At 72.4% G+C, this 13,254-nt stretch carries 10 protein-coding genes; 4 read left to right on the top strand and 6 right to left on the bottom strand.

Going from position 1 to position 13,254, the window contains the following annotated elements; translation table 11 throughout:
- Window positions 1–14 precede the first annotated feature (14 nt).
- From OG289_RS26795 to OG289_RS26780, 4 genes are all read right to left on the bottom strand, one after another.
- Window positions 15–1,106, bottom strand: coding sequence for a ferritin-like domain-containing protein (locus OG289_RS26795; RefSeq protein WP_327320811.1), 1,092 nt, complete (start codon window positions 1,104–1,106; stop codon window positions 15–17).
- Window positions 1,107–1,261: 155 nt separating this feature from the next.
- Entirely contained in the window at window positions 1,262–1,606 is a 345-nt protein-coding gene (locus OG289_RS26790) for a VOC family protein (protein ID WP_327316570.1), read from the bottom strand.
- 63 nt (window positions 1,607–1,669) lie between these two features.
- Window positions 1,670–2,044, bottom strand: a complete 375-nt coding sequence (locus OG289_RS26785) for a hypothetical protein (RefSeq protein WP_327316569.1) — start codon at window positions 2,042–2,044, stop codon at window positions 1,670–1,672.
- A 64-nt stretch (window positions 2,045–2,108) separates the two neighbouring features.
- Window positions 2,109–4,919, bottom strand: a complete 2,811-nt coding sequence (locus OG289_RS26780) for an AAA family ATPase (protein ID WP_327316568.1) — start codon at window positions 4,917–4,919, stop codon at window positions 2,109–2,111.
- A gap of 294 nt (window positions 4,920–5,213) precedes the next feature.
- On the opposite strand from OG289_RS26780, the gene OG289_RS26775 reads away from it, so the two are divergent.
- From OG289_RS26775 to OG289_RS26765, 3 genes are all read left to right on the top strand, one after another.
- Window positions 5,214–5,885, top strand: coding sequence for a helix-turn-helix transcriptional regulator (locus OG289_RS26775; RefSeq protein ID WP_442818959.1), 672 nt, complete (start codon window positions 5,214–5,216; stop codon window positions 5,883–5,885).
- A 149-nt stretch (window positions 5,886–6,034) separates the two neighbouring features.
- A complete protein-coding gene (locus OG289_RS26770; RefSeq protein ID WP_327316567.1) occupies window positions 6,035–6,709 on the top strand; it encodes a DUF4255 domain-containing protein in 675 nt (224 codons plus the stop codon).
- A complete protein-coding gene (locus tag OG289_RS26765) occupies window positions 6,706–9,144 on the top strand; it encodes an AAA family ATPase (RefSeq protein ID WP_327316566.1) in 2,439 nt (812 codons plus the stop codon). Before OG289_RS26770 ends, OG289_RS26765 begins: the two co-directional genes overlap by 4 nt.
- A 25-nt stretch (window positions 9,145–9,169) precedes the next feature.
- Here OG289_RS26765 and OG289_RS26760 read toward each other — a convergent pair whose 3' ends face one another.
- Together OG289_RS26760 and OG289_RS26755 are read right to left on the bottom strand one after the other, a co-directional pair.
- Entirely contained in the window at window positions 9,170–10,555 is a 1,386-nt protein-coding gene (locus OG289_RS26760; protein WP_327316565.1) for a ricin-type beta-trefoil lectin domain protein, read from the bottom strand.
- Between the two features lie 129 nt (window positions 10,556–10,684).
- Entirely contained in the window at window positions 10,685–12,100 is a 1,416-nt protein-coding gene (locus OG289_RS26755; RefSeq protein WP_327316564.1) for a hydrolase, read from the bottom strand.
- 461 nt (window positions 12,101–12,561) lie between these two features.
- On the opposite strand from OG289_RS26755, the gene OG289_RS26750 reads away from it, so the two are divergent.
- On the top strand, window positions 12,562–13,146 hold the full coding sequence (locus tag OG289_RS26750) for a hypothetical protein (protein WP_327316563.1): 585 nt from the start codon (window positions 12,562–12,564) through the stop codon (window positions 13,144–13,146).
- Window positions 13,147–13,254: the final 108 nt, after the last annotated feature.

Here is a 13,254-nt window from a genome sequence, read left to right as displayed (position 1 = left end):
CGCCTCCCGGCCCGTCACGCCTGGGGCGGGCTGTACCGGAACTCCGGGCCGTAGTGCAGGGTGCTGTCGTTGGGCAGCTTCATCCCCATCAGCTTGATCGCCGGCTCACCGAGCGCGAACATCTTGCCGATCGCGGCGCCCAGGTGCCGCCCCGCCTCCTCCGGAGTGTCCTGCTGCCAGGCCTTCTCCAGCGAGCGCAGCATGTCGCTGAACGTCTGGTTGACCTTGTCCAGTTCGGCCTGCACGGTCGGGGTGGGGCGGGTGTCCGGGTCCGCCGCCCAGCCGCCCTTCGGCACCCTGCCCATCGGACGGGCGTGCGGCATCGGGATGGCGTCCCCCTGGAAGTCCCACCTCGGGGGGGTCTCCTGGATCTTCTTCAGCTTCCGGCCGCGGAAGATCTCCCGGAAGACGTAATAGTGGGACAGCTCGCCCATGTACCCGGGGAACGTGTTCTCCGGTGTCTGGTCGGTACCCTCGCCCTGCTCCTTGATGATCTCGATCGCCTTCTCGGCGTCGGCGAGGGTCCTGATCGCGAAGAGGCTGTTCCCCCCCCCGTGCCCCGCCATGTTCTCGATCACCTGTCGGGTGCCCTTGATCTCGCTCCCGTGCTGCGTGAAGGCCTCCAGGATCGCGGTGTAGAAGGCCCCGATCGACGCGAACGTCTCCTCCGCGAACTGCGCGAGCGGCCTCTCCGGCGCCTCGATCTGCGAGAACATCTCGACCGAGTCCTGCGTCAGCCCGCTGAGGTAGACCTCCAGGTCGGGATGGATCTTCGGCCGCACCCCGCCGGGCAGCGGACAGGGGTACGGCGCCAGCACGGCCGGGTCGGCGATGCGCGGACTTCCGCCGATCGTGGTGAGCAGGTTGCAGACATGCCCGAGGTGCGACATCTCGTCGAAGATGATCTCGCGGATGGCGCGGTCGGCGGCTTTGCCCGTCTCGCTGTCGTCGTCCAGCGACCACCAGCCGCACAAGTACGGTGGCAGGGTGGCGAGTTCGAGCATGATCGCCTGTTGCAGCGCGCTCTTCAGCCACGACAGGGAACGGTCCTTCGGGGGTGTCTCCAACAGCTGGACGATCGCGTCGCTGTTGTAGTCGAGCTCCATGGTGGTCACGGTCTGCCTCTTTCGATCGGCGAGTCACGACAGCGGGAGCCCTCACCATCGAATGAAGAACCGAATCGACGTACGACATCCGAGCAGCCGCCCCCGAGATTCACCCACCCGGTGGACGCACGCCTCCGGCGCGGCGGGAGGCCTCGTCACGCCGGACCCCCGCCGAAGCCGAATTCGTTGCCGTCCGGGTCGTGGTAGGTGATCTTGCGGACGCCGTTGGCGTAGGTCTCGCGGCGGGTGGGGGTCAGGCCGCGGGCCGTGACGGCGGCGACGCGCGCGTCGAGGTCGTCGACGAAGAGGGTGTGCAGGGCGTGGCCGGCATGGTGGCCCGGGCGGTGCTCGATGTAGACGTACCGGTGCTCCGCCAGCTCCCAGACGGCTTCCTTGTCGTTCGGGAAGAACATCGCCGGGGCGCCGAACAGCCGCTCGTACCAGGCGAGCGCCGCTGAGTAGTCGTTGACGGGGATGCCCGCGAAGAGGTCGACTGTCATGCCTCCTCATCGTAGGTCCGAAGAGCTCTCAGGGGATCTCATGGGATCCCGGGGCCGCTCGCGCTACGCCTTTCTTGTCCATGTGCCGTCGAGGCGGAACGGTTGCACGGGGGCGCCGAACGTGACGTCCCAGTCCCCCACGACCAAGCCGCCGAGCCGGAGTCTGATGTTCTGGTCGGCCAGGGCCCGGGTCACCGGGGCGTCGGAATGCGTTTCGAGGACGGCGTCCGAGACGCGGTCGGGAATCTCGGCCCGTGAATTCGGGGCGTTCCGGGTCGTGTTCACGGTCAGGAGCTGGAGTTGCTCGGAGGTCAGGACTCCCTCGGGGTCGAAGCACTTGAACTGGTAGCGCGCCGGGGCCGGTTGCCGGTCGGAGCAGGTGAAGAAGAAGCCCACGGACGAATCGTCGATGACCATGTCCGAAGGAAGGAGCGCCATGTCGTCAGGATCGCGTCGGCCGGAACGGCTCGCAACTCGGCAATCCGCCGTCCCACGGATTGCCCTACTCCTCCAGCGCCTCCCGCAGTTCCCCCCTCCGTCGGATTCCCAGCTTCTTGTACGTGCTCGTCAGGTGGGTTTCGACCGTGCGGCGGGCGACGTGCAGGAGTTCCGCTATCTCCGTGTTCGTGCGACCCTCCGCCGCGAGTTCCGCGATGCGGCGTTCGCTGCCGGTGAGGGACGCGGAGCCGGTGTGGGCGGGGGTGGTGCGGCGGGCGCCGGCCGTGCGCAGGGCCTGGTCGGCGTAGGCCAACAGCCGTGCGCTGCCGAGGCGTTCGGCTCGTTCGGCGCCCTCGCGGAGGTAGTCGCGGCCCCGGGTGCGTTCGCCGGCGGCGGTCAGCTGCCGGCCCTGGGCGAGGAGGGAGGCCACCAGTTCGGCTTCGGCCGGTGAGTTCCGCAGGACGGCCACCGCTTCCTCGCCCAGTTCCAGGCCTCGCCGTCCACGCGTCGCCCGGGCCAGGACGCGCAACGCCCGTCCCAGCGTGCGCGGGGTGTCCCACACGCGGGCCAGCCGGAGCTCCTCCGCCGCCAGGGCCAGCGCCTCCTGGGGGTTGCCCAGCGCCAGCCGGCACTCCGCGGCCGCCGTCCGCCACGGCGTGACGACCGGACTGAGGACGGCGCGGGCGGACTGACGGCGGCCGCATTCCAGGAAGTCGTGGAGGGCGCCCGCGACATCCCCCTCGGTGAACCGCAGCACGCCCCGCGCGTAGAGGAAGCGGTTCAGTTCCCAGGAGTCGGGGGCGGCGCGGAGGTCGAAGGTGTCCGCGAGGCGGCGGGCGTCCTGCGTACGGCCCGTCTCCACCAGGGCCAGCAGGGTGTGCGCGTCGTGGTTGGCGGGGCCGCCGCCGGTGTGACGGCGGACGGGGGCCCCGGGGTGCGCGGCGAGCAGAACGGCGTACGTGCCCCGTGCCGCCGCTATGTCCCATCTGGTGTCCAGCAGGGCCTGTTCCATCGGGTGCAGCAGGGACGGGTGCTGGCCGGCCAGACCGCGTTCCACCAGTCGTTCCGCCTCGTCGAGTTCGTCGGCCCACTGCGCCACCGCCGCGGCCGTGCCCAGCAGGAACGGCTCGGCGAGGGGGTCGGCGGGTTCCGTCAGGAGGGAGCGCAGACGTCGCATCGCCTCCCGCGCCGGGATCTCCCCGGCCGTCGACGCGTACCGCACGAGGAGGGCCCGGCCGGAGGCGCCGACGAGCTCCGGGGAGCGTTCGGCGGTGTCGGTGAGCCAGCGGTAGGCCTCGCCGCGGATCGTCTGGTCCTGGTCGGACAGGAGCGCGGACGCCGTCTGGAGGGTGCGGGCCAGGTCGGCGTGGCCGGCCGCCAGCCGTGACTCCAGGCGACGCAGTGCCGCCACCGCCGTACGGACCTCCCCGCGGCCCACGAGCGCGGTGCCCAGGGCGATCGCCGTACGGACCTGGTCGCGGGGGTCGGCGGGCAGGTCCAGCGCCTCGGCGAGCCGCGGGATGCCCGCCGGGGCGTCGGCACAGGCGTACTCCAGCGAGCCGAGTTCGGTGAGCAGGCGCTGGCGGAGGTCGTCGGGGAGGGGTTCCCGGATGGCTCGGCGCAGATAGCGGACGGCGTCGTGGGGTCGGGCCTCGCGCGCGGCGACGGTGCCGGCCTCGCGCAGCACACGCAGCGCCCACGGCAGACCGGCCGGTGCGCTGCCCAGCAACTGCCGTGCCACGGCGTCGACATGGTCGCCCCGGCGCAGCATCGCCTGGGCGACCGCCCGGTGCGCGTCCTGACGGCGGGCGGCGGACCAGCCGCCGAGTACGGCGTCCCGGAGGAGGGGGTGCGCGTAGCGGGGACGGCCGGCCGGGTCCGGGCGCAGCACTCCGAGCCGTGTCATCGCCGTCAGCCAGCCGGAGACACGGGTGTGGTCGGCGCCGGAGGCGTCGGCGAGGAGGGCGGCGAGGGCGGTGCGGGATTCGGGGGTGGTGCCCCTGTCGGCGTCGGCGACTGCCTCCTCCGAAGACTCCGCCCCCTCCGCAACCTCCGCCTCTTCCGCCTCTTCCAGCGCTGCGAGCGTGCGGGCCACCTCCGCCGTCGTCGGGCCCGCGTTGTCCAGCCACCAGGAGACCGCCGCCGGATAGGAGCCCGGGTACAGCGCGGCGCACGTCCGCGGGAGGGCCTTCGGGGGCGGGACGCCGACGAGGTCGTCGAAGAGGGCGTGCAGGAACAGCGGACTGCCGGCACCGGCGCGCACGCAGTCCGCCGTCCAGCGGTCGGAGGCCGTCGGGAAGGCGGCGCGAACCAGGTCGGCCGAGGCGTCGTCGGTGAGGGGGGCGAGGGTGTGGGTGCGCACCAGGGACGGGGACAGGGCGTGGGTGAGACCGGCGGGCCGAGGGTCGATGTCGTACTGACTGCGCTCGGTGACCACCAGCAGCACCGGTAATCGGTCGATACGGCGGGCCGCCTCCACGAACCAGCGTCGCGAGGCCGCGTCGGCGAGGTGGACGTCGTCCACGGCCACCATGAGCGGTGCCTCGTCGGCGTACGAACGCAGCAGCCGCCAGAGCCGCGCCGCGCTGCCCCGGTCGTCGACGCCCGGGGCGACGTCCGCGAACTCCGGTACGGGGCCGAGGAGATGGAGGACGGAGGAGAACGGCAGCGCGCTGTCGTCGGGGGAGCAGCGGGCGCGCAGGACGCGCAGGCCGAGGTGGGTCGCGTGCGCGGCGGCGGCCTCCAGGACGGCGGACCGGCCGGTGCCCGTGGCCCCGCGCAGCAGGACGAGACGGCCGCCCCCGGCGCGGACGTGCTCGGCCTGCGCCGCAAGCAGTGCGTGCGCGTCGTCGCGTTCCCGCAACGGTCCGGTCATCGCTGCCTCCTGCTGCTGTCGGATACGTCGGACGTGTACCTGTAGAGGTTCTGCGGTCGGGCAAGGGTTCGCGCGGCCGTTGTGGCGAGGCTCACGACGGGCCGAACGGGGCTGCGGTTACCGCATCTGACCTGCGGCGATGCGGGTGAACCGTGGTCGTGGACGCGTTGCTCTCGTGGTCCGCCTCGTGGTGCTCCACGATTGCGCGCGCCGCAGGAGGCGCAGAACTCTGGACCTGACCCACCCGTCACCGGCCCCCGCCGGACGGCGGGCCCGTGAACATGGGGGATACGGTTGCTCAGCTCACCCCGGACACCAGAGACCGGTGCCGCCGTCGGTGCCCGGCGGCGGATTCCCGTGGCCGTCCAGGCACCGGACCCGATCTCGCGCGAGGGCGCCGTCAGCCAGCTGCGCGCCCGCCCGGAGGTCGAGGTCCGCGAGGAGCTCTCGGCCGCCGTCGGCACGGTGGCGCTGCTGATCGAGGACACCCTCGACGAGGCGGCGCTTGCCCGGCTCCGGCGGATCGTGCGCAGCGAGGGGGCGCGGGCGGTGCTCGTCGTGGGCACGATCCGCGAGACCGAGCTGCTGGACGTCATCGAGTGCGGGGTCGGGGCCATCGTCTGGCGTCGCGAGGCCACCGCGCACCGGCTGGTGCAGGCGGTGCTGGCCGCCCACCGGGGCGACGGCGACCTGCCCGCCGACCTGCTCGGCAGGCTGATCAGCCAGGTGGGCACCATGCACCGCGGTGCGGCGGGCCGACCCGGCGCCCCCTCCCTGGGGCTCGCGCCACGGGAGGTGGACGTCCTGCGGCTGGTCGCCGAGGGCCTGGACACCGGAGAGATCGCCAGCAAGCTGTCCTACTCCGAACGAACCGTCAAGAACGTCATGCACGGACTCACGACGCGGCTGCATCTGCGCAACCGGGCGCACGCAGTGGCATATGCCCTGCGGGAAGGCTACATCTGACCGAACGGGCAATCGAAGGCGGACACCCGGGCAGCGCGTCGTGCCCGGTCGCCGACCCCGGCGCGCCTGCGGAAACCGACCCGGCAAGGGCACGATCGGCCGGACAGGCCCCAGGGGCCGCTGCTGTACGGCGATTGAGGAGCACGACGGTGATCCACGAGGTGGACGAAGTCCTCAAAGGCCTGCTCGGAGGCGGCGCGCTCGCCGGCTCCGGCATCGAGGTGTCCTTCGAGGCACCGACCCGCGACTGGGCCGCCCGGCGCAACGCCCCTGTGATCAACAGCTACTTGTACGACATCCGCGAGGACGTGACCCGTCGGCAGCGCGGCCAGATGGCGGTGCGGGACGAACGGGACATCGTCGTGAAACGCCGCCAACCCCCGCGCTGGTTCAGGCTGTCGTACCTCATCACCGCCTGGACCCGGACACCGCAGGACGAACACCGGCTGCTGTCGGCGGTGTTGGCGACCCTTCTCCCGCGCGAGCTGCTCACCGCCGACGAACTCCCGGGCTCCCTGGGTGCGTTGGGGCTGGCGGTGCCGCTGACGGTGGCCGGTGTCCAGAGCGAGTCCCGTTCCCTCGCCGAGATCTGGTCCGCCCTGGGCGGTGAGCTCAAGCCGTCCCTGGACCTGGTGGTGACGGCGCCCTTCCCGGCGTACCCCGAGTACGACGCCGGGCCGCCGGTCACGGAGGGCGCGGCGGTCCGCCTGCGCGGCATGGACGGCGACCCCCCGGAGTCCGGCGAACGGGCCCACCGCCCCCACCAGGTGGCCGCTGCCCGCGCCGCCCGCGAGGCCGCGACCCGACGTCCGGAGAAACGATGAACGGGACGTACGCCGGGGGACAGGACGTGGCCGCCGGGAGACCGGACTCGGCCGTCGCCACCGGGGAGGACATCGCCTCCGCCGGCGCCGGGAAGCCCGCGGCCGATACCGGGACGTCCTTGGCGGGCATCGGGGCACCCGCGATCGGCACCGGAGCAACCCTGCCGGACGACGGGAAGCCCGCCGCCGTCGCCGAGACGCCGCTGCCGGACATCGGGGCACCCGCAGTCGGTACGAGGGCAACCCTGCCGGACGCCGGGGAGCCCGCCGCCGGCACCGAGACGCCCCTGCCGGACATCGGGGCACCCGCAGTCGGTACGAGGGCAACCCTGCCGGACGCCGGGGAGCCCGCCGCCGGCGCCGAGACGTCCCTCGCCGACAACCATGAACCTGCCGTCGGCGCCGGAGCGACCGCGGCGGGCGGGCGGGCGCACGGGGTCGGCGTCCCGGAGGGTGAGGCTGCCGTGCTGCTCACGCGCCTCGGCGAGCTGCGTGAGCGGGTCGCCGGGCTGGTCGATCGGCGGACCGGCGACGATCCCACCGCCACCGATCCGCTCCGCGGGCTGTACCTCTCCGAGGAGGCGGTCCGTCAGCTGCTCGCCGGCGGGGCGGCCGGCCCCGGCGAGGACCTCACCGCCACCGCGACGCCCACCCCCGCCGACCCCCTGACCGCCCTCGCCGCCCGTCTCCGGCTCACCGAGCTCGACGCCGCGATCCTCCTCATCGCGCTCGCGCCCGATCTCGACCGTGCCTTCGAGCCGCTCTACGGCTACCTCAACGACGACGTGAGCAGACGGCGGGCCACGGTCGGGCTCGCCCTCGAACTGTGCGGGGCGCCCGCGTACCGGGCCGCGGCCCGGGCCCGTTTCCACTCCTCGGCGCCCCTGCGGGCGTACGGCCTGCTGGACGTCGAGGAACCCGAACGGCCTTTTCTGTCCCGCTCGTTGCGCGTCCCGGACCGGCTGCTCGCCCACCTCCTCGGCGACGACACCCCGGACGCCGCCCTGCACGGGCACCTGCATCCGCTCCCCCCGCCGCTGCCCGCCGGCGACGAGGGCTTCGTCGACCTGCTGGCGCATCGGCTGCGGGAGGGCGGCCCGCTCACCGCCTACCTGCGCGAACACCGCGAGGGCGACGGCCTCGCCGCGATCACCTCGGCCCTGCACGCGGCAGGCGTCGACGCCCTCCGCTTCACCGGGCCCGACGAACTCCTCCCCTGCCTCCTGCGCGAGGCGCGCCTCGGTGGCCGGGCGGTCGTCCTGTCCGGACTGCCGGATCAACCGGCCGCGCTGATCGGCGCGTTGGCCGACGCCTCGGACGTCACCGTCCTCCTCACCGACCCCCGCCCCTACGACCCGCACTGGTCCACCCGCGACCCCCTCGTGCTGGAGGCACCGCGCCGCCGGGCGGGCGGAACGGCCACCTGGGCAACAGCCCTGGCCCCGACCGCCGCCGGTACATCCGACGCTGCCCCCGGCTTCGACCTGGCCGCCACCGTCGCCCCCTACCGGCTCGGTGGTGAGCGGGTGGCGCGGGCCGCGCGGGCAGCTTGCGCGCTGGCCGCCTTCGAGGGGGGCCCGGTCACCGCCGAGCATGTGCGACTGGCCGCGCGGCAGCAGTCGGCGTCCGGGCTCGAGCGGCATGCGCGCCGGATCCGGCCCGACGTCGGCTGGGAGGATCTGGTGCTGCCCGAGCGGCCGTTGACGCAGCTGCGGGAACTCGCCCTGCGCGCCCGGCACCGCGACCGTGTCCTCGGCGACTGGCGGCTCAGTGCCGGCGGCGGGCGCGGCCGAGGGGTGCTCGGGCTGTTCGCGGGTGAGTCCGGTACCGGCAAGACGCTCTCCGCCGAGGTCGTCGCCGCCGAACTCGGGCTCGACCTCTACGTCGTCCAGCTCTCCTCCGTCGTCGACAAGTACGTCGGCGAGACCGAGAAGAACCTGGAGCGCATCTTCTCCGAGGCGGACCGCACCGACGCCGTGCTGCTCTTCGACGAGGCCGACGCCGTCTTCGGGAAGCGGTCGGAGGTGAAGGACGCGCACGACAAGTACGCCAACATGGAGAGCGCCTACCTGCTCCAGCGGCTGGAGTCCTTCGACGGCATCGCGCTGCTCACCACCAACCTGCGCGCCAACATCGACGAGGCGTTCACCCGGCGGCTCGACCTGGTGGTCGACTTCCCGTTCCCCGACGCCGGACAGCGCCTCGCGCTGTGGCGGCACGGGCTGGTCCATGTGCCCTGCGCCGAGGGCATCGATCCGGCGCCCCTGGCCCGGGACTTCGAGCTGGCCGGCGGGTCCATCCGCAGCGCGGTCGTCACCGCCGCCTACCTCGCCGCCGGCCGGGACGAGCCGGTCGGCGACGGCGATCTGCTGGAAGGCGCCCGCCGCGAGTACCGGAAGGCGGGCCGCCTGGTGCCCGGCGAAGCCAACTGGTGACTACCGCCGCGTGGTCATCCCGTTCTCACTGAGCGCGCCACTTCTGGTTCGGCGTCCCCGAGCACGTCCACAGCTGGAGCTTCGTGCCGTTGCCGGTGCCGTTGTCCTTGGCGTCCACGCACTTGTTCGCCTGCGGGTTGACCAGATCGAGGTCCTTGCTCAGCACGAACTGCTGGGCGGGGTTGCCGCTGCAGTTGGCCAGCTGGATGACCGCGCCGTCGTCCCGCGAGCCCCAGGCGACGTCCATGCACAGGCCGAGCGAGCGCACGGTGCCGTCCTTGCCGAAGATCCACTTCTGGTTCGCCGACCCGGCGCAGTCCCACAGCTGGAGCGGGGTGCCGTCCTTGCCCTTGCCGTTCTGCGCGTCGGTGACGTCGATGCACCGGTTCGAGGCCTGGCCGATGATGATGGCGCCGGGCACCGGGGCCGTCGTCTTGGAGCCGCCCGAACTGCCGGTGTCCTTCTGGCTGCCGCTGCCCGACCCCGAGGAGCTGCCGGAACCGCCGGACCCGGAGCCACCGCCGGCGTCCGCCTTCGCCGGGGCGGACGGCGTCTGTTGTTCGGGCAGCGGATCGGCGGAGGCGTCCACCTTCGGCGCGGACGGCGCGGAGACGGCCGGGCTGGGCAGCGCGGTGGCGCCGGCCTCCGCGAGCTTCTCCTTGGCGCTGGTGTTGACCTGCGGTTTGTACGCCAGCCAGATCATCACGAACGCGATTCCCAGGGCCACCGTGAGGCTGAGGGCCGTCGCCAGCCAGCGCGGCAGGAACCCGCGCTGCACGAACGTCCCGTCCACCGACAACGGCACCGCACCCGACCGCTGCACGCTCAGCGCGTACGGCCGCTGCTCCTTCGACCCGAACCAGATGATCTGGCGTGGACGCAGCGTCGCGTCGACGAACGCCGCGCGTCCCGGTTCGATCTGCACGCTGCCCGGGCGGAACTCGTACCCGAGGTGGTCGCCCATGTCGGTGCCCGCGACGGACGCCGTCACGCGGGTGTTGCCGATGTTGTCGATCGCGAGACGCGGACGTCCCCGGAAGCGTCCCTTCACGGTCGGCGGGACCAGCTCCGCCCGCACCTCCGTGAACGGCGTGACCGTCAGATTCCCCTCCGGGACGGTCACCGCCTCCGGATGCTCCGTCGGCGTGATACGCACGGCGTACGGGTTCGGCCCCGCCGCCGCATCCGGGGTACGGGGCGGGGCAAAGGTCAGCTCCACCGTGCCCGTCGTCCCCGGATAGAGACGCAGCGTCTGCGGCTCCACCGTCGTCCAGGGGGCCACGTTCCCCACCGGTTCGAAGCGGTACTCGTCGACGATGTCGCCGGTGTTGCGCACACGCAGCCGTACGGTCGTGGTGCCGCCGGGGTCCGCGGTCGCCGCGGCCGGTTCCAGAGAGGTCCACAGGGTCACCTGTCGACGCTATGCCGCGTCGTACCGGCCCGTCAGGAAGCCATGGGGCACGACCGCTGCCCGAAAGGGACGGCCGCTCGTGCCCACGCACACGGTTTCAGAGCGTTTCCAGGCCCGCTTCTGAGCGTTTCAGACCGTGAAGCGGACCGCCTCCAGTTGGAGCTTCTGCTCCATGGGGCTGCCGCCGTAGATCCAGTCGCCCGGCTTCGTGCAGCCGTTCCCCAGCCAGCCCCGGTCCTTGATGTGCGGGTTCTGGCAGACGGAGCCCTCGATCGTCTTGATCGTGTAGCCCTCCATCGCCGCGACTGCCGGCTTGCTGGAGCCCATGTACATGTTGACGCCGTCGCCGGCCTTCGACCACTTGTCGCCGGTCAGCCAGCCCCCGACCACATGGGCGGCGTTGCCCGTGACACCGCCGGTCCTCGCCGTGGCGATGTTGAGGGCCTTGATGGGCAGGTTCTTGCCGGTCGTACCGGCGATCGCGCCGTCGCAGACCGGGTCCTGCCAGCCCCGGTCCGCCACATAGGCGCGGTAGCAGATGTGGCGCCCGTCGCTGCGCGCCGCGAGCTTGTTCACGGCGTCGGCCGCCGTCTCCTGCTTGGGCTTCGCGGGGGCCTTCGACTCGCTCCCGCCGCCCCCGCCCCCGCCCCCGCCCCCGCCGTCGGCCGGGGCCTGGCTGGTGGCGGGCGCCTCGACCACGGCCGGCGCCGTCGGGGTGGGTACCAGGGCCGGGGCACTGGGCGTCGCCGAGGGGCTGGGCGCCAGGGTGCTGACGCCGGCCGCGAGCTTCTCCTTGGCGCTGGTGTTGACCTGCGGTTTGTACGCCAGCCAGATCATCACGAACGCGATCCCCAGGGCCACGCTCAGACTGAGCGCGGTCGCCAGCCAGCGCGGCAGGAACCCGCGCTGCACGAACGTCCCGTCCACCGACAACGGCACCGCGCCCGACCGCTGCACGTTCAGCGCGTACGGCTGTTCTTCCTTGGACCCGAACCAGATGATCTGGCGCGGGCGGAGCGTCGCGTCGACGAACACGGCCCGCCCCGGTTCGATCTGCACGTTGCCCGGCTGGAGGTCGTAGGACAGCCGGTCCCCGGTGTCGCTGCCGCTGAGCGAGGCGGTGACGCGGGTGTTGCCGATGTTGTCGATCGCGAGACGCGGACGTCCCCGGAAGCGTCCCTTCACGGTCGGCGGGACCAGCTCCGCCCGCACCTCCGTGAACGGCGTGACCGTCAGATTCCCCTCCGGGACGGTCACCGCCTCCGGATGCTCCGTCGGCGTGATACGCACGGCGTACGGGTTCGGCCCCGCCGTCGCGTCCGGGGTACGGGGCGGGGCAAAGGTCAGCTCCACCGTGCCCGTCGTCCCCGGATAGAGACGCAGCGTCTGCGGCTCCACCGTCGTCCACGGCGCCACCGCGCCCACCGGCTCGAAGCGGTACTCGTCCACCACGTCACCGGTGTTGCGCACACGCAGCCGTACGGTCGCCCGGCTGCCGGGGTCGACGGTGACGGAGGAGGGTTCGAGGGAAGTCCACAGGCTCACGCGGCGACGTTACGGGGAGGGCGGCGGGCGGGGTCAGAAGCGAGGGGGCAGGGTGCGTGCCCCGCAGGACCGGCCAGGCTGCCCTCCTGGTCGAAAGCAGACCGACGCGGACGAGCGGGGAGTGACACCGCCGACCTGGAACTGGCCCGAAGCGAGCTGCGGCCCCTGTGGGAGGAGAGGGACGGGCTCAGGGCAGCTGTCGAACGCGGTCTCGGTCAGGCCGGCCGGGCTGAACCTGCTTCACGATGTCGGCGCCAACGTCGGTGTGGCCAGGGAGCTGTAGGGCGGCCTCCAAAGCCAGGGGCCGGTACAGCTCGCCGGCCCCGTGCCCAGTGGTGGCTACGGTTGCGCATTCCGCGCTCAGCACGGCGGGGTCCAACAGGCCCTGAAGGGTGAGGATCGATCCGGGCAGCCATCGCGACAGCAGTGGCAGGCCGTCTTGAAGCATGGCCGCTTCACAGGTGGCTGCGAAGTTCTCCCGCAGCGGCGGGTGGACGACCTCGCGGGAGTACCCGGCCTGTTCCAGGCGGAGACGCATCAGCCTCTTTCCGCGCCGCCACGCCAGCGGCAGGGATTCGCCGGCCACACTCGCCAACGCCGCAGCTCAGGACGACGACCGACGCACCGCCACCCGACATCTTGCGTTCTCCGAGACAGCCATCAGCCGCTCTCCCGCCGAATCCGGCGAATCCTGGGCCGCTCACTACTCGCCCGGCCGATGGGCCCACGAATCCGGCATGATCCTCTCCCGCCCCGGCGACCTCGACGCGGCTGAAGACCATCTACACCTTGCCTTGGACATCCACGGGCTGGACCGGCGACGCACTCGCGCCATCGTCCTCGCCGACCTCGGCGGCGTGCGCCTCCGGCAACGTGACATGGATGGCACCCTGTCCGCGTGGAACGAGTTCATCGAATGCGCTGACGGCATCCGCTCCGTGAAAGTCCGCGGCGCCGTCGAAGACATGCGGCTGCGGCTGAACCGATTCCACGGCACAGCCGTAGCCGAGGAACTGCGCCACAAGGCCGATCAGCTCATGGCCTGACACCCCCAAGTCACAGAAAGACCACCTCACGAAGCCTGTTTGCCGAGGCGCATCGATTCATGCCACTCGGTGGTGGGCGTCCGCGAGCCGCGAATCACGCGTGTGGCG

Origin of the sequence: Streptomyces sp. NBC_01235, from assembly GCF_035989285.1 — a bacterium.
GTDB lineage: Bacteria > Actinomycetota > Actinomycetes > Streptomycetales > Streptomycetaceae > Streptomyces.
This window is presented reverse-complemented; position numbering and strand designations above follow the sequence as displayed.